The 18,569-nt window shown below is 73.9% G+C and carries 11 protein-coding genes; 4 read left to right on the forward strand and 7 right to left on the reverse strand.

The features are described from left to right. Window positions 1–24: 24 nt before the first annotated feature. Window positions 25–4,227, reverse strand: coding sequence for a helix-turn-helix transcriptional regulator (locus ACQEVZ_RS57655; RefSeq protein ID WP_433385006.1), 4,203 nt, complete (start codon window positions 4,225–4,227; stop codon window positions 25–27). Between the two features lie 104 nt (window positions 4,228–4,331). Between ACQEVZ_RS57655 and ACQEVZ_RS57660 the strand changes: the two genes are divergently transcribed. Both ACQEVZ_RS57660 and ACQEVZ_RS57665 read left to right on the forward strand, forming a co-directional pair. Next, window positions 4,332–4,844, forward strand: a complete 513-nt coding sequence (locus ACQEVZ_RS57660; RefSeq protein WP_433385009.1) for an N-acetyltransferase family protein — start codon at window positions 4,332–4,334, stop codon at window positions 4,842–4,844. Window positions 4,845–4,986: 142 nt separating this feature from the next. Continuing rightward, window positions 4,987–7,617, forward strand: coding sequence for an RNA repair domain-containing protein (locus ACQEVZ_RS57665; RefSeq protein ID WP_433385012.1), 2,631 nt, complete (start codon window positions 4,987–4,989; stop codon window positions 7,615–7,617). 231 nt (window positions 7,618–7,848) lie between these two features. On the opposite strand, the gene ACQEVZ_RS57670 is transcribed toward ACQEVZ_RS57665, so the two are convergent. The 6 genes from ACQEVZ_RS57670 to ACQEVZ_RS57695 form a co-directional block, all read right to left on the reverse strand. Continuing rightward, on the reverse strand, window positions 7,849–9,417 hold the full coding sequence (locus ACQEVZ_RS57670; protein WP_433385015.1) for a glycoside hydrolase family 13 protein: 1,569 nt from the start codon (window positions 9,415–9,417) through the stop codon (window positions 7,849–7,851). A 133-nt stretch (window positions 9,418–9,550) separates the two neighbouring features. After that, window positions 9,551–12,457 carry a CBM35 domain-containing protein gene (locus tag ACQEVZ_RS57675; RefSeq protein WP_433385018.1) on the reverse strand — a complete coding sequence of 969 codons (2,907 nt, stop codon included), beginning with the start codon at window positions 12,455–12,457 and terminating at the stop codon, window positions 9,551–9,553. A 35-nt stretch (window positions 12,458–12,492) separates the two neighbouring features. After that, window positions 12,493–13,362 carry a carbohydrate ABC transporter permease gene (locus ACQEVZ_RS57680; RefSeq protein ID WP_433385021.1) on the reverse strand — a complete coding sequence of 290 codons (870 nt, stop codon included), beginning with the start codon at window positions 13,360–13,362 and terminating at the stop codon, window positions 12,493–12,495. Next, window positions 13,362–14,285 carry a carbohydrate ABC transporter permease gene (locus ACQEVZ_RS57685; protein ID WP_344504648.1) on the reverse strand — a complete coding sequence of 308 codons (924 nt, stop codon included), beginning with the start codon at window positions 14,283–14,285 and terminating at the stop codon, window positions 13,362–13,364. Before ACQEVZ_RS57685 ends, ACQEVZ_RS57680 begins: the two co-directional genes overlap by 1 nt. A gap of 2 nt (window positions 14,286–14,287) precedes the next feature. Beyond that, window positions 14,288–15,532, reverse strand: coding sequence for an extracellular solute-binding protein (locus ACQEVZ_RS57690; RefSeq protein WP_433385025.1), 1,245 nt, complete (start codon window positions 15,530–15,532; stop codon window positions 14,288–14,290). 364 nt (window positions 15,533–15,896) lie between these two features. Beyond that, a complete protein-coding gene (locus ACQEVZ_RS57695; RefSeq protein ID WP_433385028.1) occupies window positions 15,897–16,892 on the reverse strand; it encodes a LacI family DNA-binding transcriptional regulator in 996 nt (331 codons plus the stop codon). 95 nt (window positions 16,893–16,987) lie between these two features. Here ACQEVZ_RS57695 and ACQEVZ_RS57700 point away from each other — a divergent pair, with 95 nt between their 5' ends. Together ACQEVZ_RS57700 and ACQEVZ_RS57705 are read left to right on the forward strand one after the other, a co-directional pair. Next, window positions 16,988–18,004, forward strand: a complete 1,017-nt coding sequence (locus ACQEVZ_RS57700) for a nitronate monooxygenase (protein ID WP_433385031.1) — start codon at window positions 16,988–16,990, stop codon at window positions 18,002–18,004. Next, window positions 18,001–18,546 carry a hypothetical protein gene (locus tag ACQEVZ_RS57705; protein WP_433385034.1) on the forward strand — a complete coding sequence of 182 codons (546 nt, stop codon included), beginning with the start codon at window positions 18,001–18,003 and terminating at the stop codon, window positions 18,544–18,546. The genes ACQEVZ_RS57700 and ACQEVZ_RS57705 overlap by 4 nt, the downstream gene beginning before the upstream one ends. Window positions 18,547–18,569 lie beyond the last annotated feature (23 nt).

The following is an 18,569-nucleotide window of genomic DNA, read 5'->3' on the forward strand; positions in this document are numbered from 1 at the left end:
AAACCGTAACAGCGCGGCGCGGCCTCACCGTGGCGGTGGGCTGACGGCGGCGCCGCCGAGGAGCTGGATCAGTTCGCGGCGGGAGCGGATGCCGAGTTTCCGGTACACGTTGCCGAGGTGGTAGTCGACGGTGCGGACCGACAGCACGATCCGGTCGGCGATCTCCCGGCTGGTCCGCCCTTCCGCCGCGGCGTACGCGATCCGCCACTCGTGCGGTGTGAGCTGCTCGGTCCCGGCGGCCGCGGCCGGCCCGGAAGCGGTGGCGCGGGTGCTGGAGGGGGCCAGCTCGGCGCGGGCCAGCTCGGCGAACGCGTCCGCGCCCGCCGCGGCGAACAGCTCCAGCGCCCGGGTCAGCTGCTCCCGGGCCGGCCCGCGGCGGCGCGCCCGGCGCAGCCACTGCCCGTAGGCGAGGTGCGTGCGCCCCAGCTCCACCGGCAGCAGCCCGCCGACCGCGAACCCCGGCAAGGCGCCCGGCGCGAACCCCGGCCCAGACCCCGGCGCGGCGTCGGCCGCGAACCCCGGCCCGGCATCCGGCGCGGCGCCAGGTGGCGGGACGGTGGTGTCGAAGGCGACCAGGGCGGACTCGTACGCGGCGCTGTCGTCGGCGAGGAGGGCCGAGACCCTGGCCGCGACCGCCGTCAGGCCCGGCAGGCGCCGCAGCCCGGCCGCGGCGGCGAGCCGGTCGGCGACGAGGTGCGCGGCGCGGGCCTGGCCGGTCTTCACCAGGGCCTCCGCGAGGTCCGCGGCGACCGGCAGGAACGCGGGCTCCACGACCCCACCGGCGCGCAGCAGGTCGTCGGCGCGGCCGAGCTCGGCGACCGCGGCGTCGTGGCGGCCGGCGGTGAGGGCGGCGACGCCGAGCGCCGCCCTGGCGTGGGCCTCCACGGCCAGGTGGCCGGGGGCGAGGGCGAGCGCGGCGGCCGCGTGCCCGGCGCAGTCGTCGTGCCGGCCGACGACGGCCTCGACCTGGGCGAGGGCGGTGAGCGCCTCGGCGATGTTGACCGGCAGGCCCATCGTCTCGGCGAGCTCCACGCCTTCGAGCGCGTCGGCGTACGCGGCCGCGACCCGCCCGGCCCGGAGCCTGAGCCTGGCCCGCAACGGCAGCGTGTACGCGAGCAGCGACACGTCGTCGAGCCGCCGGGCCCCTTCCACGTCGTGGTCGAACAGCCGGGCCGCCGTGCCGTGGTCCTCCAGCCACCCGATCACCTCCCCCAGCTCCGCCGCCGAGCCGTCGGCGTGGCGGAGGCAGGCGGCGACGCAGCGGCGGGCGAGCAGCGCCTCTTCCGGCCGCGCGGCGAGGACCCCGGAGTGGGCCAGCCGGATCGAGATCTTCGGCAGGTCCGGGTGCGGCACCACGTCGCCGGCGATGGCGGCGGCCCGGGTGGAGACCCGCAGCATCCCGTCGACGTCGAGGCGGCGATTCGGCCCGTTCATGGCGAGGCTCAGCGTCCGCGCCGCCCGCAGCGCCAGGTCTGGAGGGAGGTCGGCGCCGAGGCGGTCGACCTCGGCGGCGATCGCGGCGAAGGCGTCCTCGGCGTCGCCGCGGAGCATGGCCAGGTAGGCGCGGGCGGACAGGACCTCCAGGCGGCCGTGGGCGCCGGTGGCGAGGGGCAGCGCGTCGTCGAGGAGGGCGACGGCGTGCTCGACGGCGCCGATGCTCACCCAGGCGCGGGCGGCGTTCGCGAGCCGCTCCCCGCGCGGCTCCGCGTCGACCGTGAAGGCGGCGGCCCGCTCCAGCGCGGTGGCCTCGGCGACCAGGCCGCCGCGGCGGCGGGCCCGGCCCGCGGTCTCGGCGAGGGCGTCGGCGACGGCGTCGTCGGGGCCGGCCAGGGACAGCGAGAGGTGCCAGGCGCGGCGGTCGGCGTCGTCGGCGGTGACGCACGCGCCGGCGAGCGCGGCGTGGACGTCGCGGCGCTGGCCGGGCAGCGCCCGGTGGTAGACGGCGGAGCGGACCAGCGGGTGGCGGAAGCGGACCGTGTCGCCGGTCTCGGCCAGCAGGCCGGCGCGGATCGCGGCGTCCAGGGCCGACGGCCGCAGGCCGAGCCCGGCGAGGGCCCGCGCGAGCAGCGCCGGGGTGCCGGTGCCGGCGGCCGCGCAGACGAGCAGCGCGACCTGCTCGCCGGCGGCGAGGGCGGCGACCCGGTCGGTGAACGCGCGCTCGATCCGGTCCGTCGTCGGCAGCGGCTCCGTCAGCGGGCTGCGGCCGGCCCGCTGGTCGTCGGACAGGGCGTCGGCGAGCTCGCGCAGCGCGAGGGGGTTGCCTTCGGTGGCGGTGAGGATCCGTTCGGCGACTGCGGCGGAGCCGATCCCGCAGCGGCGCAGCAACGCGGCACCGGCCTCGCCGTCCAGGCCGCCGAGCTCGACGGTGGCGGTGCCCGGGGCGGTGAACCCGGTGCCGGGCCGGGTCGCGTACACGATGAGGACCCGCTCGGCGAGGAGCCTGCGGGTCGCGAACAGCAGCGCCTGCGCCGACGAGTGGTCGAGCCAGTGGGCGTCGTCGACGAGGCACAGCAGGGGGCGTTCGTCGGCGGCGGCGGCCAGCAGCGACAGCGTCGCGGCACCGACCGCGAAGCGCTCGACCATCACGGTCGTGGGCCCGGCGTCGTCGGCGAGCCCGAACGCCGCTCGCAGCGCGGCGGCCTGCGGGGCTGGCAGCTGGTCCAGCAGCGCGAGCAGCGGGCGGGTGAGCGCCGCGAGCGCCGCGAACGGCAGGTCTGCCTCGAATTCGACGCCGGCCGCCCGTACGACATGGAAACCGTGCGCGGAGACGGCGAGATCGTCCAGGAGGGTGGTCTTGCCGATGCCGGGCGCGCCGCGCACGACGACGCCGCGGCTGTGCCCGTCGCGGGCCTCCGACGCGAGCTGCAGCAGCCGCGCGCGTTCGGCGTCACGGCCGAGGATCTCGTCGCCGGCGGGCGCGACGTCGAGGTCGGCGGCCTCCGCGGCGGCGGTGTCCAGCTGCTCGCGGGCGTCGTCGGCGTCGCCGGGCAGGTCGCGGCGCAGCAGCGCCTCCGCGAGCCTGCGGCGCGTGTGCAGCGCGGCGGGGCGGTGCCCGAGCGCCTGGTTGTCGCGCAGCGCGACCCGGAGGTGCGCGACGGCGGCGTCCGCGTCGCCGGTGGTGAGCGCGGCGACGCCCAGGGCGTGCTCGGTGGCGCCGAAGCAGGCGATCGCGAGGCTCGCGGTCATCGGCAGCCGGGCGTGCGGGGCGAGCAGCGCGGCCGCCTCGGCGGCGAGACCGGCGTCGCCGAGCAGGTTCGCGGCCTCGACGACGCCGTACAGGGTGACGAGCCAGCTGCTGCCGCGGGGCAGCGCCGCGAGCCCGTCGCCGCGGAGCCGGGCGAGGACGGCGGCGGCGCGGGCCCGGTCACCGGCGGCGGCCGCGGCTACGGCGAGCCCGGCCAGGGGCGACCGGTCGATGGCGCTGAGCGTCGCGGCGTGGGCGAGGTCGCCGAACATCGGCAGCAGCTCCGCGATCCTGCCCTGGAACCAGCGGATCGCCATGAGCTGCCCGCCGTGCCAGCCTTCGGTGTCCTCGTCGCCGGCCTCCCGCCCCCGGTCGGCGCAGGCCGCGGCGAGCCACTCGGCGTGGTCGAGCCGGCCGGCGCGGATGGTGAGCATGACCCGGACGGCGGCGGCGACGTACCCGACCGCGAGGTGGTCACGCTCGCCGAGCGCGTCGGTGAGCGCGGTCAGCCGCCGCTCGGCCAGCAGGTCACCGGCGAGGAACAGGTCGACCGTGTGCCACAGCATGCCCATGAGCAGGTCACCGCGGCGGCCCGTGCCGGCGGCGACGCCGAGCAGCTCCCGCGCGAGGCGCTGCCGGGTCGCGGCCTGCCCCGGCGCGAGCAGGCAGTGGTGGGCGAGGCTGAGCGCCTCGGCGAGCGCGACCGGGTCGCCGAGCGTCCGCGCCGCGTCCGCGACGGCGAGGACCGCGCCCGGGTCGCCGTCGCGGTAGCCGGCCTCCGCGGCGACCCGCGCCTCCAGCCGCAGCCGCAGCGGCTCCGGCGCGCCGGCCCGGGCCAGCGCGAGGGCCTGGGTGAGACGGTGGTCGAGGAGGGCGGCAGCGGCGGCGTCGCGGTGCTCGTGGACCCACAGGCCGGCGAGGCCGAGGGCGGCCTCCGGGTCGCCCGGGGACTCCTGCCATGCCTGCTCGAAGAGGGCCCGGGCGGTGCGCAGGTCACCGTCGACGTGCAGGGCCGCGACGGCCCGCGCCAGCACCGAGTCCACGGCGGATGCTATCGCGGCCGGGCGGCTTTCCGACACATGGTTACCGGCGGGTGCCGGTAGTTCTACGGATCCACCGGACCGGTCCGGGTCGCGATGCTGGGGGCATGCCCGACGTGACTCCGCTCCCCGATGCCAGACGCCTGCGGGTCAGGCCCCTCGCCTGCGGGGAGGTCGACGTGCTGCAGGACGTCTTCGACGGCCTGTCGGTGCGGTCCAGGTATCTGCGGTACCACACGGCGATGACCAGTCTGACCCCGGCGAACCGGGCCGCACTGTCCGCTGTGGACGGCCGGCGCAGGATCACGCTCGTCGCCGAGCGGATCGGGCCCGCCGGGTGGGTCGCCGAGGGGCTCGGTCATCTCGTCGCGACCGGGCCGGACCGGGCCGGGGTCGCCGTCGAGGTCGTCGACGCGGCGCAGGGCCGCGGCGTCGGCCGGACGCTGCTGCGGCACCTGGTGACCGTCGCGGAGGCCCTCGGCTACCGCGTCGTCGAGGCGGACGTGCTCACGGCCAACACCCCGATGCTACGGCTGCTGGGCCGTCTGTTCCCGGACGCCCGCACCACCCCGGCGACCCCGGCCGCCACAACGGTGGCGGTCGAGGTCCGGCTCGGCTGAGCGGCCTGGACGCACGCCCGAACGGGGGCCGACCGCTCGGGCTGCTCCACGCGGCCAGCCGGACGGGCTGCAGGCCGCGCTCGTCGCCGACGGGTCGGTTAACCGGTGGCCGGTGGTTGCCGGCGGCGCCTACGATCCGGGCATGGCGAAGGGGCGTGGCACCGCGGGCCTGCGCCCCGTCCAGGATGTCGTGTCCCGGATCCGGTTCGACGCGACCCTCGACGCGACACGGTTCGTGGTCGGCTACGAGGAGCGGGGTGCCGGGGTCAGGGAGACGCCGCTGTCCCTGTTCGTCGCCGGCGGGGACGTGCCGTGGCACCGGGTGCGGTACGTGAAGGCCGGCAACCGCGTCGTCTGGGACCGGCAGGCGCGGATCGACCTCGTCTTCGGCACCGGCGACACGCCCGCCGAGGACCTGTCCACCGTGCCCGCCGCTGCCGCTGCTGGGCCCGCCGCTGGGCCGCGCCGGCAGGTGGCGTTCGACGCGTCCGCGTGCCTGCGGTTCGACCCGTCCACCGGCGCGTGGGTCCCCGCCGGGCCCGCCGGCGACGTGCGGGCCGACGCGCTGCAGGTGGCCACGTTCAACGTGCTCTCCGACGCGTACGACCGCGACCTCACCTACCCGCTGCTGCGCATCCCCGCGTGCGTCGAGCTCCTGGCCGGCCTCGACGCCGACGTCGTCGCGCTGCACGAGGTCACCGCGGCGCTGTGGGAGGCGCTGCTGGACGCCGAGTGGGTCCGCGCCGGCTACCACGTCTCCGCCGGCCCGGACCCGGAAGCCGGCTACGGCACGGTGCTGCTGTCGCGGTGGCCGATGACGATCGAGGTGCACCGGCTCAGCACGTACAAGCGGACCATCGTCGGCAAGGTCGGCCTCAACGGCCGTCAGGTCGGTTTCGTCGCCGCGCACCTGACCAGTGACCACACCGCCGGGGCGGAGCAGCGCCGGGAGCACCAGCTGCGCATCATCGACGAGCGGCTCTCCCGCGGCGACCTCGGCGGCGCCGTCGTCCTCGCCGACGTCAACTTCGGCGACGACACCCGCCCCGACGTCGCCGGCTACACCGACGCGTGGCGGGCGCTGCACCCGCACGACGCCGGCTTCACGTTCGACCCCGCCGTCAACCCCCTCGCCGCGGTCGCGTCCCGCACCGGGCGGTCGCTGCGCCTGGACCGGATCCTGATCCGCTCCGGCACCCCGGGCGGGCTCGTCCCCCTCGCCGTGGAGCGGTTCGGCGACCGGCCGTTCGACGGCGAACGGTTCGTCTCCGACCACTTCGGCGTCACCGCGCTGCTGCAGGACGCGGCACCGTCCACTGTGGTCACCGCCGCTTCCGTGCACACGTCGGCGCTGGTACTGCGCCCGCCGCCCGCCGTGTGGGCGCCGCTGCAGGCGATCCGTGCGGCGCACGACCCGTCGTTCCGGCGCTGGATGCCGCACATCAACCTGGTGTACGGCTTCGTCCCCGACGCCTCGTTCGCCGAGGCCGAGCGGGCGGTGCGCGAGGCGGTCGCCAGCCTCGGGCCGCTGCGGATCCGCCTGTCGCGGTTCCGCACGTTCGCGCACCGCGGCAGCACCACGGTGTGGCTGGCGCCCGACCCGGCCGAGCCCCTGCTGGAGCTGCAGGCGGCGCTGGCGCGACGGTTCCCGGGCTGCGCCGAGCAGGACAGTCGTGGCGGGTTCACGCCGCACCTGACGGTCGCGAAGCTCACCGGGCCCGACGTGGCGTCCACCGTGGAGCGCTGGCAGGCGGGGTGGCACCCGGTCGAGTTCACGGTGTCGGCGGTCGACCTGATCAGCCGGCGCGGCGACGAACCCTTCGAGGTCCGGCGCAGCGTGCCCCTCGGCCCCGCGCCCTCCCCCTCGGCGGCGCCCATGCCGGCGTGGAGCGCCCTGCCGTCGCCCTCGCACCGGGTCGCCCTCGACGCGGTCGCCGAGGCCTGCGCGGCCGTCGACCCGGGCGGGCGGCTGCACGTCGCCGGGTCGGTGCGGCTCGGCGTCGGCGGCCCGTCGACCGACCTGGACCTCGTCTGGCAGACCACCGGCGCCCTCGCCGACCTCGCCGATCTCCTGCCGGGCGCCAGGCTCGCCGGCACCGTCGTCCCCGTCGTCCGCGCGACGGTCGCCGACGTCGGCGTCGACGTGCAGCGGGTCACCCTCGACCCGCTGTCCGACCTGGACCTCGGGTCCCTCGACGACGCCGACCTGCGGGCGGTGCTCGCGATCCGCGACGCCGACGCGCTGCCCGCCGCGGACCCCGCGTTCCGGTCGCTGCTCACCGCGGTCCGCGCCTGGTCCCGCGCCCGCCAGCTCGACGGCGCCGCGTGGGGCCTCGTCGGCGGGTTCACCTGGGCGGTGCTGGTCGCGGAGGCCCGCGCCCACCACGTCACCGACCTCGCCGGCTTCCTGCGGCACTGCGCCCGCCACCCGCGCCGCCCCCGCCGCGGCGAGCGCCACGCCTACTGGCCTGTCTACTCCCCCGCCCCGCCGGGCGTGAACACCACCCGCACGATGACCCGCTCCACCGCCGCCGTGCTCCAGGACGCCTTCGAGGGCCGCGGCGGCTCCCAGTCCCATGAGCGCCGGGTCCTGCTCACCGGCGACGTCGAGGGCCGCGTGCTGGGCCTGGTCCTCGCCCTGGAGGACGCGGGCGCCAGGGTCCGTCCGTACCCCCGAGCCGCCGCCCTCGGCGTCGACGGCGGCGACCCCGACGCCCTGCGAGCGGCCGTCGCCGAGTCCGGCCTGCCCGCCCGCCTCGTCCAGCCCGCGTAGGGCCACGTCGCGGAAGTAGCCGGGCCGACGCACGACGAGCTGCGGCAGCTGCGCTCCTGGCCGACCGTCCGACGGGCGCCACCGGCGCGGCGGCGCCCGTCAAGGTCACCGCCGCGCGACGGCGCCCGTCCAGGTCACACCCGCGCGACGGCGACGCCGGGAAGCGTCACAGCCGCGCGGCGGCGATATCGGGAAGCGTCACAGCCGCGCGCCGGCGGCCGTCAGGAAGGGTCACAGTCGCAGCCAGACCGACGTGTCCGGGGGCAGCAGGTCGCCGTCGAAGGGGCCGCTGGCGAGCAGGACCGTGCCGGGTGGCAGCGGCGCCGGGGTCTGGGAGAGGTTGACGACGCAGGCGAAGCCGCCCTCGCGGGTGAAGGCGAGCACGTCCGCCGGGGCGTCCAGCCACGCCATCGGGCCGTCGCCGAGGCCGGGCTCCGTGCGCCGGACGGCGAGGGCCCGCCGGTACAGGCTGAGCATCGACGACGGGTCGGACGACTGCCGCTCGACGGTGTACGCGGCCCAGCCGGCGGGCTGCGGGAGCCAGCCGGGCGCGGCCGGTGGGGACGACCACGGCAGCGGGACGCGGCAGCCGTCGCGGCCCGGGTCGGCGCCGCCGGTGCGGGCGAAGATCGGGTCCTGGCGGGCCGCGGCCGGCAGGTCCTCGACCTCGGGCAGGCCGAGCTCCTCGCCCTGGTAGACGTAGACGGAGCCGGGCAGCGCCAGGGTGAGCAGCGCGGCGGCGCGGGCCCGGCGGGTGCCGAGGGCCAGGTCGGTCGGGGCGAGGTGCCGGGTCTGCCGCAGGTGGTGCTCGAAGCCGGTCTCGGCCCGGCCGTAGCGGGTCACGTGGCGGGTCACGTCGTGGTTGGACAGCACCCAGGTGGCGGGCGCGCCGACGGCGGCGTGCGCGTCGAGGGTCTCGTCGACGCAGCGGCGCAGCGCCTTGCCGTCCCACGGGCAGCCGAGGAAGTCGAAGTTGAACGCGGCGTGCAGCTCGTCCGGGCGCAGGTACTGCGCGAAGCGGTGCGGGTCGGCGAGCCAGACCTCGCCGATGAGGGCGCGGCCGCCGGGGTAGCTGTCGGCGACGCGGCGCCAGGCGCGGTAGATGTCGTGGATCTCGTCGCGGTCGTTCCACGGGTGCGGGTCCGGCGGCGACGCGGGGTCGAAGTCGGGCAGCGCCGGGTCCTTGGCGACCATCGCGGCGGAGTCGATGCGGATGCCGTCGACGCCGCGGTCGAACCAGAACCGCAGGATGTCCTCGAACTCCTCGCGGACGATCGGGTTGTCCCAGTTGAAGTCGGGCTGGCCGGCGTCGAACATGTGCAGGTACCACTGGCCGTCGGCGACCTGCGTCCAGGCGGGCCCGCCGAAGATGGAGCCCCAGTCGTTCGGGGGCAGGTCACCCCGGCCGTCGCGGAACCAGAAGCGGTCCCGGTAGGACGGGTCCACGAGGGCCCGCTGGAACCAGGCGTGCGCGACGGACGTGTGGTTGGGCACGACGTCGATGATGATCCGGATGCCGAGGGCGTGCGCCTCACCGATCAGCGCCGTGGCCTCGTCCAGGGTGCCGAACGCCGGGTCGATGTCACGGTAGTCCGCGACGTCGTAGCCGGCGTCCGCCATCGGGGACGGGAACCACGGGCTGAACCAGATCGCGTCGACCCCCAGGTCCCGCAGATACCCGAGGCGGGCCCGGACCCCGGCCAGGTCGCCCACGCCGTCGCCGTTGTGGTCGGCGAAGGACCGGGGGTAGATCTGGTAGATGGCCGCGTCGCGCCACCATCGGGTGTCTGCTGTGGACACTGGAGGTCCCCGCTTTCTCTTGGCAGTTGATCGGTTTGCTTGTAGTGCGGCGCGGCAGCGTCGCATGGGGGGCTCCGGGGTGGGAACCCCCCGGCCGGCCTGCGGCGCTGCCGCACCGAAGCTGGTGACTGCGTTAGAAGCCGGAGTTGCCGGGGCCACGCACGAGCGTGTAGCCGGTGTTGTTCAGGAGGCCGCCCGAGGCGGCGCCGGAAACCGTGACGTAGTTGAAGGTCGCGCTGCCCGCCGCCGAGATCTCGATGCCGTACGTGCCGGCGCCGGCGATCCTGACGTGGTCGAACGTGACGCCCGAGATGGTGCTCTGCCACGTCATGAGCAGGCCCTGGTAGGAGCTGTCGAGGATGTCGACGTCCTTGACGGTGAACGTTCCCGTGATGTCGCGGGCCTCGGCGTAGAACCACAGGGCGCCGATCGAGGAGCCCCAGTTGCGCTCGTACCCGCCGGTGCGCGTCAGCGTGTTGCGCTGCACGCTCGTGGTGCCGGCGAACGGCTGCGCGCCGTGCCACGTGCTGACCGCGATGCCGGAGGAGGCGTAGACCGTGTCGGAGAACAGGTTGTCCTCGATCCGGTTACCGTTGCCGCCGTAGATGGCGGCGGTGTTGGCGAGCATCGGCAGCTGCGCGGTGTTGAACGTGAACGCGCTGTCGGTGACCGGGGCGCTGTTGGACCACATGGCGAGCGCGTCGTCGCCGGTGTTGCGCAGGACGCTCTGGTCGACGCGGGTGTTGCGCAGGTCCCCGTTGAGGTTGACGCCGTCGGCGAACGTGTCGCGGATGCGCAGCCCGGCGACGTACAGGCCGTCGGTGCCGCTGGACGCCCACAGGCCGACCTTCGTGTGCTCGATCCACAGGTTGTGCAGCAGCGAGCCGGTGCCGAAGTCGCCTTCCAGGGCCGCGTCGAAGTTGGTGTCGTCGCGGTACCGGACGTCCCCGGCGATCGTGAGGTCGGCGAGCTGGACACGCGGCCCGGTGGCGAAGAAGCCGCCCTTGCCGTTCGCGCCGCGGACCGTGGTGTGCCACATGCCGGCGCCGCGGACGGTGACGTTGTCGACGTTGATCCGGGACGTGATGTCCCAGGTGCCGGCCGGCAGCCACAGCGTCCTGCCCTGCGACCTGGCCGCGGCGACCGCCGAGTTGAACGCGCCGGTGTCGTCACCGCCGCCGGAGACCGCGCCGTAGTCCACGATGGACAGCGCGTTCGCCGGCGCGGCCAGCGCCGGCGCGACGACCTCGGTGTCGACGAGGTCGACGGTGATCGGGGTGGCGCCGTCGTTCTGCAGCTTCAGCACGGTGCCGGCCGGGTAGCTGGGCAGCGTGGTGCGGAACTCGTCGAAGAAGCGGTGCGCCTCCCCGCCGGCGGGGTTGTTGTTGTACGGGTAGGCGCCGTACACCCAGCTGTAGGTGGAGCTGACCGGCAGGTCCTTGACCTTCGCGCCGCCGGCGTAGACGGCGAGGTTGGCGGTGGTGCCGGTCCCGGCGGCGTTGTCGGGCACCGACGCCCGCACGACCAGGGAGTTGGTCGGCTTCGTCAGCGTGAACTGCACGTACTTGCCGGCGTTGTCGAGGCGGACCGCCCTGCGGCCGGACGCCTCCGCGGCGACGGTCAGGTAGGCGCGGTCGGGGCCGATCGTGGTGGCGTTGGTGCTGCCGTTCTCCGCCTCGTACTCGGTGTACGCGACGGTCGCGCCGCGCGCGGCGAGGGCGGTCGAGCCGGCGACGGCGACGTTGTCGAGGGCGACGTTGCCGGAGTCGCCGCTGTCGTACTGGTAGCCGATCAGGTTGAGCCCGGCCCGCAGCGGCAGGGTCTGCGCCGCGGTGAGCCAGCCGCTGCCGGCGGTCAGCGAGATCTGGCCGACCTTCACGCCGTTGGCGTAGGTGGACAGCGTCTTCGTGCCGCCGGTGCTGTTGGTGTACCGGAGGGTGGTGGCCGCGTTGCCGGCGTCGGTGACGTTGACGGTGCGGATGGCGCGGGCACCCACGGCGGTGAAGCCCGTCGCGTAGCCGGTGCCGGTGTACCCGCCGATCGAGGTCGCCGTGGTGGCGCCGCCGGACAGGAACGCGGTCTCCAGCTCCGCCCCGCCGGACGCCGGTGGGGTGGACGTCGACGGGGTCGGCGACGTGGCGACGCTCGCCACGACGAGATTGTCGAGGTTGACGTTGCCGGAGTCGGTGCCGTCGAACCGGTACGCGACGCTGTTGGTCCCGTTGTTCAGGGTCACCGTGTCGGCTCGGGTGCCCCAGGTGTCCCAGTTGGCGGTCGCGGGCAGCGAGACCTGAGTGAGACGGGAGCCGTTGACGTACAGGGAGAGCGTCATCGCCGACCCTGTGCCGTTGGCGTAGCGCAGGGTCAGCGACGACGAGCCCGCACCGGAGCGGCTGACGGTGAAGGTGGTGGCTGCCCGGCCCTGGTTGCCGTCGGTGTAGCCGCCGACGAACCCGGTGCCGGAGTATCCACTGTGGTCGGTCGCGACGGTCGCGCCGCCGGACAGGGCCGCCGACTCGGCCTCGTAGGTGCCGGCGGGCGGCGCCGGGATGTCGGCGACGACGAGACTGTCGAGGTTGACGTTGCCGGAGTCGGTGCTGTCGAACCGGTACGCGACGGAGTTGGTGCCGTTGTTCAGCGACACCGTGTCGACGCGGGTGCCCCAGCTGTCCCAGTTCGCGGTCGCGTTCAGGCTGACCTGCGTGACGCGGGTGCCGTTGACGTACAGCGACAGGGTCTTGGCGGAGCCCGTGCCGTTGGCGTAGCGGAGGGTGAGCGTGCGCTGCGCCGTGCCGGAGACGCCGACGGTGAAGGTGGTGGCTGCCCGGCCCTGGTTGCCGTCGACGTAGCCGGCCACGAACCCGGAGCCGGTGTATCCACTGTGGTCGGTCGCGACCGCGGCGCCACCGCTCAGCGCGGCGGACTCGGCCTGATAGGTGGTGGTGGCGGCCTCGGCACGCATCGCGGCGGCGAGGATGATGGAGGCCGCCGCGACCAGGGTGGCGGCCCCGATCGCGAGCAGGCGGGATCGTCGGAGCATCGTGAAGATCTCCTTGCGGTGGAAGGGGGGTGTATTCAGCCTTTGAGCGCGCCCGCGGACAGGCCGCTCAAGATGCTGCGTTGGAAGACGGCGAACACGACCACCATCGGGATGCTGGCGATGGCCAGGCCGGCGAACATCTCGTTGGGGGTCACGTAGCCGTTGAACGCCAGCCGGCTCAGCGCGACGCTGATCGTCTGGCTGCCGGGGTCCTGCAGCACCAGCAGCGGCCACAGGAAGTCCTTCCAGGCGCCGATGACCGCGAAGATCGAGACCACGGCGAGGACCGGGCGGGACAGTGGCAGCACCACGTGCCAGAGCATGCGCAGCCGCCCAGCGCCGTCGATGCCGGCGGAGTCGAGCAGCTCGTCGGGGATCTGGTCGAAGAAGCGCTTCAGGACGTAGATGTTGAACGCGTTGGCCGCGCCGGGCAGCCACAGCGCCCACGGGGTGTTGAGCAGGTTGACGTGCAGCAGCGGCACGTCGGCGACGGTCAGGTAGCTCGGCACGAGCAGCGCCGCCGCCGGCAGCATCAGGCTCGCCAGCATCCCGCCGAGGATCAGCTTGCCGAAGCGCGGGCGCAGCTTCGACAGCGCGTACGCGGCGGCGACGTCGACGATCAGCTGGAAGAGCCAGCCGCCGAGCGCGTAGAACGCCGTGTTGAGCAGGTAGCGGCCGATGTCGAGCTTCCGCCACGCGTCGAGGTACGTCTCCGGGTGCCAGCTGTGCGGGACGACCGTCGGCACCGGCTGGGCCAGCTCCACCGGCGTCTTCACGGCGCCGGTGACCATCCAGTACAGCGGGAACACGAACACCACGACGAACAGCACCGCGAGGGAGAGCAGCACGACCCGGTACAGCACCGGGTGGCGGCGCAGCTCGCTGTCGGAGATGAGGGAACGCATCAGGACTTCCGGGTGAGTCGCAGGTACACGGCGGAGAACGCGCCCAGCACGACGAACAGCAGCACGCTCATCGCGGCGGCCATGCCGAAGTCGTTGTTGACGGTGAACGCGTAGCGGTAGATGAGCACCATCACCGTGATGGAGTCGGGGTTGGTGGTGCCCGTCAGCTGGTAGGGCTCGATGAACACCTGCATCGTCGCGACGATCTGCAGCAGGAGCAGGACCAGCAGGAGGAAGCGCATCTGCGGCAGCGTCACGTGCCGGATCCGTTTCCAGACGCCGGCGCCGTCGAGCTCCGCGGCCTCGTAGAGATCGCCCGGGATGCTGGCGAGGCCGGCGAGGTACATGATGGTCGCGCCGCCCATGTTGGCCCAGGTGCTCACCAGTACCAGCGACACCATCACCATCCGGGGTGACTGCGTCCATCCGGAGGTGGGCAGGTGCAGCGCCGACAGGGCGGCGTTGAACAGCCCGTTGCCGGGGTCGTAGAAGTACTGCCACAGGATGACCGTGACGATCGGGGGCAGCATCACCGGCAGGTAGACGGCGAAACGGAAGAACCCCTTCAGGTGGCGCAGCTCGTGGACGACGATCGCCACCGCGAACGGGACCAGGTAGCCGAACACCAGCGCCAGGGCGGTGAAGAACAGCGTGTTCTTCCACGCGGTCCAGAACAGCGGGTCGTCGAGCACGGCCTGGAAGTTGCTCAGGCCGACCCACTCCGGCTCGGTGACGAAGTTGTCCTGCTGGAAGGCGAGGATGATGCCCTTGATGAGCGGCCACCAGCTGAACAGGCCGAAGCAGAGCAGACCCGCCGCCAGGAACGTGTACGCGGTGGCGTTGTCGGCGATCCTGCGCTTGATCCGCCCGTCCCGCGCCTTGTTCACAGGCGGCGCGGGACGGACCGGGGTGATCGTCGCCATCGTTACTTGACTGTCGCCAGGATCTGGTTGGCCTGGGTCTCGGCGTCCTTGAGCAGCTGGTCGATGTTGGCGTTCGGGTCGGTGAGGACCTTCAGCATCGCGGTGTCGAGCACGGCGTAGAGCTGCTGCGCGTTCGGCGGCTCGACCTTCAGCGGGACGCCGGAGCTGGCCGCGTTGAACGGCTTGTAGTTCGCGGCCGGGACGTTGGCGTACTTGGTGTTGGCGGCGATGAGCTTCTGCTCCGACGCGCCGGTCCAGATGTTGGGCTCCGGGATGCCGACCGGCTGGTTCTTCTCCTTGTCGAGGGCCTTGTCGGCGTCGACGCGGTCGGGGTCGAGCTTGCGGAACGCGAGCCATTGCAGGCCGGCCTTGATCTTCGCGGGCGAGAGGCCGGCCTTGAACATGTAGCCGTCGCCGCCGCCGAGGGTGGCCTTGCCGTCGGGGATGACGCCGAGGCCGTAGTCCTCGTACCTGCCCTTGTACTGGTTGACGATGTTGGGCAGGTCGCCGGTGCCGCCGATCATCATGCCGAGCTTGCCGGAGGCCATGTGGGTCAGCAGGTCGGCGTACTCGAGGGCCTGCTTCTCGGCCATCGACCTGTCCGTGAACCGCATGTCCTTGAGCTGCTGCAGGACCTGCTTGCCCTGGGCGTTGTTGAAGCCGGCCTTCCAGGTCTCCCCGTCCTTGACCGCGACGTCGCCGCCGACGGAGTACAGCTCGGCGGTGAAGTGCCAGCCGCCGGTGTTGTTCTTGCTGAAGTCGCCGTAGCCGGTGATGCCGTTGCCGAGCGCGGTGATCTTCCTGGCGGCCTCGCGGACGTCGGCCCAGGTCGCCGGCGGCTTGTCGGGGTCGAGCCCGGCCTGCTGGAACAGGGTGCGGTTGTAGATCAGGCCGAGGGAGTAGTTGGCCGACGGGAGCCCGTACACCTTGCCCTTGGCGTCGCTGAAGACCTGCATCAGGACGGGGCGGACGTCCTTGATCGCCGGCACCTCGCCCAGGTACGGCGTGATGTCGGAGACCTGCTTCTTCGCGATGAGGTTCTGCGGGTCGGTGAAGTAGACGTAGAAGACGTCCTCGAGCTGGCCACCGGCGAGCTTGGCGCTGAACGTCTTCGGGTCCATCTGACCCTCTTTGGCGTCGATCTTGATGTTGGGGTGCTTCGCCTCGAAGTCCTTGACGTCCTTCTCGAAGTTGGCCCGGTTGTACTCGTCGGTGGCGGCGGGCATGCCGTTGACGGTGATCGTCACCGGCCCGCCGGCCGCCTCTGTCTCGTCCGACTTGTCACCGCATGCAGTCAAAAATAGTGATGCTGCCAGGGCGGCGGCTATGGCGACGCGCTTCATGGTGCCTCTCTCTCCACGAGCGGGCGGCGGGCCCGAGGGGGTGTGGCTGCTCGCTCACGACGCGCTGGCGGCGCACGTGCGACGCGACGCGCTGGCGGCGCGCTCGCTCGCGATGCGCTCACGACGTGTGAGGTCCGCGCCGTTGTCACCGGCGCGTGGAGACGAGAGTAGGGCCATGGACATCAGAAAGTCCATAGCTTCTTGCAATCCAATGCAAGAACTCGCTACTTCGCTTGCGTAGTCTTGCAAATGTAGTTGTTCCCACAGGTCAGGCCCGGTTTTTCACCGGCCCGGTGGAGTCGCGGACGATGAGCTCCGGGTCGTAGAGCTGCTCGTCGAGGGCGACCTTGCGCCCGTCGATCTGGGCCACCAGCGACGTGACCGCGGCCGCGCCGATCGTCTCGATCGGCTGGCGCAGGGTGGTCAGCGGCGGGTCGGTGTAGGCCATGTACGCCGAGTCGTCGAACCCGATCACCGACAGGTCGGCGGGCACGTCCAGGCCCTGCTTGCGGGCCGCGCGGATGGCGCCGAGCGCCAGGGCGTCGCTGGCGCACACGACCGCGGTCGCATCCTGCGCGAGCAGGCCGTTCGTGGCCGCCTGGCCACCCTCCATCGAGAACATCGTGCGGGCGACCAGCTTGCGCGACGGGCCCTTCACCCGGGCCAGGAACTCGGCGACCTTCCGGTCCGACGGCACGTGCCCGCCGGGCCCGACGACCAGGCCGATCCGCTGGTGGCCGAGGCTCTGCAGGTGACTCAGGGCCAGGTCGACGGCCATCGCGTCGTCGACGCCGACCCGCGGCACGTCCCGGTTCTCGTCCGCGGGGTTGATCAGCACCAGCGGCAGCTTGCGCTTCCGCAGCGCCTCGGCCTGCTCGGGCCCGGCGTCGGCGTAGCTCGCGGCGACGAACACGATGCCCGCGACCTGCCTGGCCAGCAGCATCTCGATGTAGTGCGCCTCGGAGACGCCGTCGGAGGTCCGGGTGCACAGCACCGGCACCAGACCTTGCCGGAACAGCGCGCCGGCCATCGCCTCCGCGTAGGCGGGGAAGATCGGGTTGTGCAAGTCGGGCAGCACCATGCCGACCAGCCGGGCCATCTCGCTGCGGTGCCGGAACGGCCGCTGGTAGCCCATCACGTCCAGCGCGGTAAGCACGGAATCCCTGGTCGCAGCGGCGATCCCGGGCCTGTCGTGCAGCACCCGGCTGACCGTCGCCTCGCTCACGCCGGCGTACTTCGCGACCTTCGACAGTCTCGTGACCACGCCAGCAGTCTAACCAACGGTCATGCAAAAACGCCATCCGCTCTTGCAACGACTTGCACAACTGAGGGTAGTCACGAAAGTTGTTACATTGGCACGTGACCTCGATTCCCGGGCCGGTCCTCGCCGCGCCGATGGCCGGCGGCGCCGGCACCCCCGCACTGCTCGCCGCGTGCGGCGGCGGGTTCCTCGCCGCCGGCTACCTGACCCCCGCGGCCCTGGCGTCGCGGATCGCCTCCGTCCGGGCTGCCGTCCGGGCTGGCGGCGGCTGGTTCGGCGTCAACCTCTTCGCCCCGCCCGAGGGTCCCGTCGGGGACCTGGCGGCGTATGCGGACGAGCTGGCGCCGGAGTTCGCCGTGTACGACCTGGCGCCCGCGGTGCCGGCCGGCGCCGACGACGACCACTGGGCGGAGAAGCTCGACCTGCTGCTGACCGACCCGGTCCCGGCGGTCAGCTTCACGTTCGGCATCCCGTCGGCGTCCACGGTGGCCGCGCTGCGCCGCGCCGGCACGCTCGTCCTGCAGACCGTCACCACCCCGCCGGAGGCCGCCGCGGCCGCGGCGGCGGGCGTCGACGCGCTCGTCGTGCAGGCGCCCGCGGCGGGCGGCCACTCGGCGACCCTGTCCCCGTCGGCGCCGCCAACGGTGCCGGTGCCGCTGCCCGACCTGGTCGCGGCGGTCCGGGCCGCCGTGCCCCTGCCGGTCGTCGCCGCCGGCGGCATCGCGACCTCCGCGGACGTCGCCGCCGCCCTGCACACGGGCGCCACCGCCACCATGGTCGGCACGGCCCTGCTGCGCACCGACGAGGCCGGCACCTCCGCCCCGCACCGGGCCGCCCTGGAGTCGGCCTCCGGGTGGCCGGCGCACGGCACGGTGGTGACCCGCGCGTTCACGGGCCGGCCGGCGCGGGCGCTGCGCAACGGCTTCATCGACCGGCACGACGCGACCGCACCCCTCGGCTACCCGCAGGTCCACCACCTGACCGCCCCGCTGCGCAGGGCCGCCGCCGCGGCCGGCGACACGGACCGCGTGCACCTGTGGGCCGGCACCGGGCACCGCCAGGCGGCCACCGGCCCCGCCGCCGCCGTCATCGCCACCCTGACGGCGTCGCTGTGACCGCACCCGACTCCCCCGTCCCCACCTGGCACGACGGTCCGCCGGCCGCGGCGCTCGACGCACTGGGTGTCGCCGATGACGTGCGGGGCGTGGTCCACGGCGCCGCCGAGGTCCGCGAGTGGTTCGCGTGTCACGACGAGTATCACGAAGGCAGCCCGCACCCCACGTGGCTGGTCGCGGCCACCGCCGACGGCGACGGCACCCGGCTCGTGTGGGATCCTTCCGCGGACCTGCCCGACGGCGAATACACCGTCGGCACGGTGGTGCCACCGCGGCGGCTCGCGGCGGTCACCGGCTGGCTCGCCGGCGTGTGGCCCGCCACCGCATCGGTGCGCGTCCTGTCCGACACCGGCGACGGAGTTGCAGGCGACGGCGGTGTCCTGGCCGTCGTCACCGACCCCGCCGAGCTCGAAGCGCTGCGCCGGGAGACCACCACCGGCCGGTACACCGGCGGCATCTGCCGCTGCCCCGGCAACCTCACCCTGACCCTGCACGACGCCGGCGGCGCGCTGCTCGGCACGGCCCTCCGCCGCCTGCTCTGACCGCACCGGAGGCGAGCGGCGGG

It is taken from the genome of Dactylosporangium sp. CA-152071 (assembly GCF_050936335.1).
Classification (GTDB): domain Bacteria; phylum Actinomycetota; class Actinomycetes; order Mycobacteriales; family Micromonosporaceae; genus Dactylosporangium; species Dactylosporangium maewongense.

Excerpts from the sequence above, each read along its gene's own strand:
- ACQEVZ_RS57675 (WP_433385018.1), bottom strand. The coding sequence starts at position 12,457 with ATGCTCCGACGATCCCGCCTGCTCGCGATCGGGGCCGCCACCCTGGTC.
- ACQEVZ_RS57680 (WP_433385021.1), bottom strand. The coding sequence starts at position 13,362 with ATGCGTTCCCTCATCTCCGACAGCGAGCTGCGCCGCCACCCGGTGCTG.
- ACQEVZ_RS57685 (WP_344504648.1), bottom strand. The coding sequence starts at position 14,285 with ATGGCGACGATCACCCCGGTCCGTCCCGCGCCGCCTGTGAACAAGGCG.
- ACQEVZ_RS57660 (WP_433385009.1), top strand. The coding sequence starts at position 4,332 with ATGCCCGACGTGACTCCGCTCCCCGATGCCAGACGCCTGCGGGTCAGG.
- ACQEVZ_RS57665 (WP_433385012.1), top strand. The coding sequence starts at position 4,987 with ATGGCGAAGGGGCGTGGCACCGCGGGCCTGCGCCCCGTCCAGGATGTC.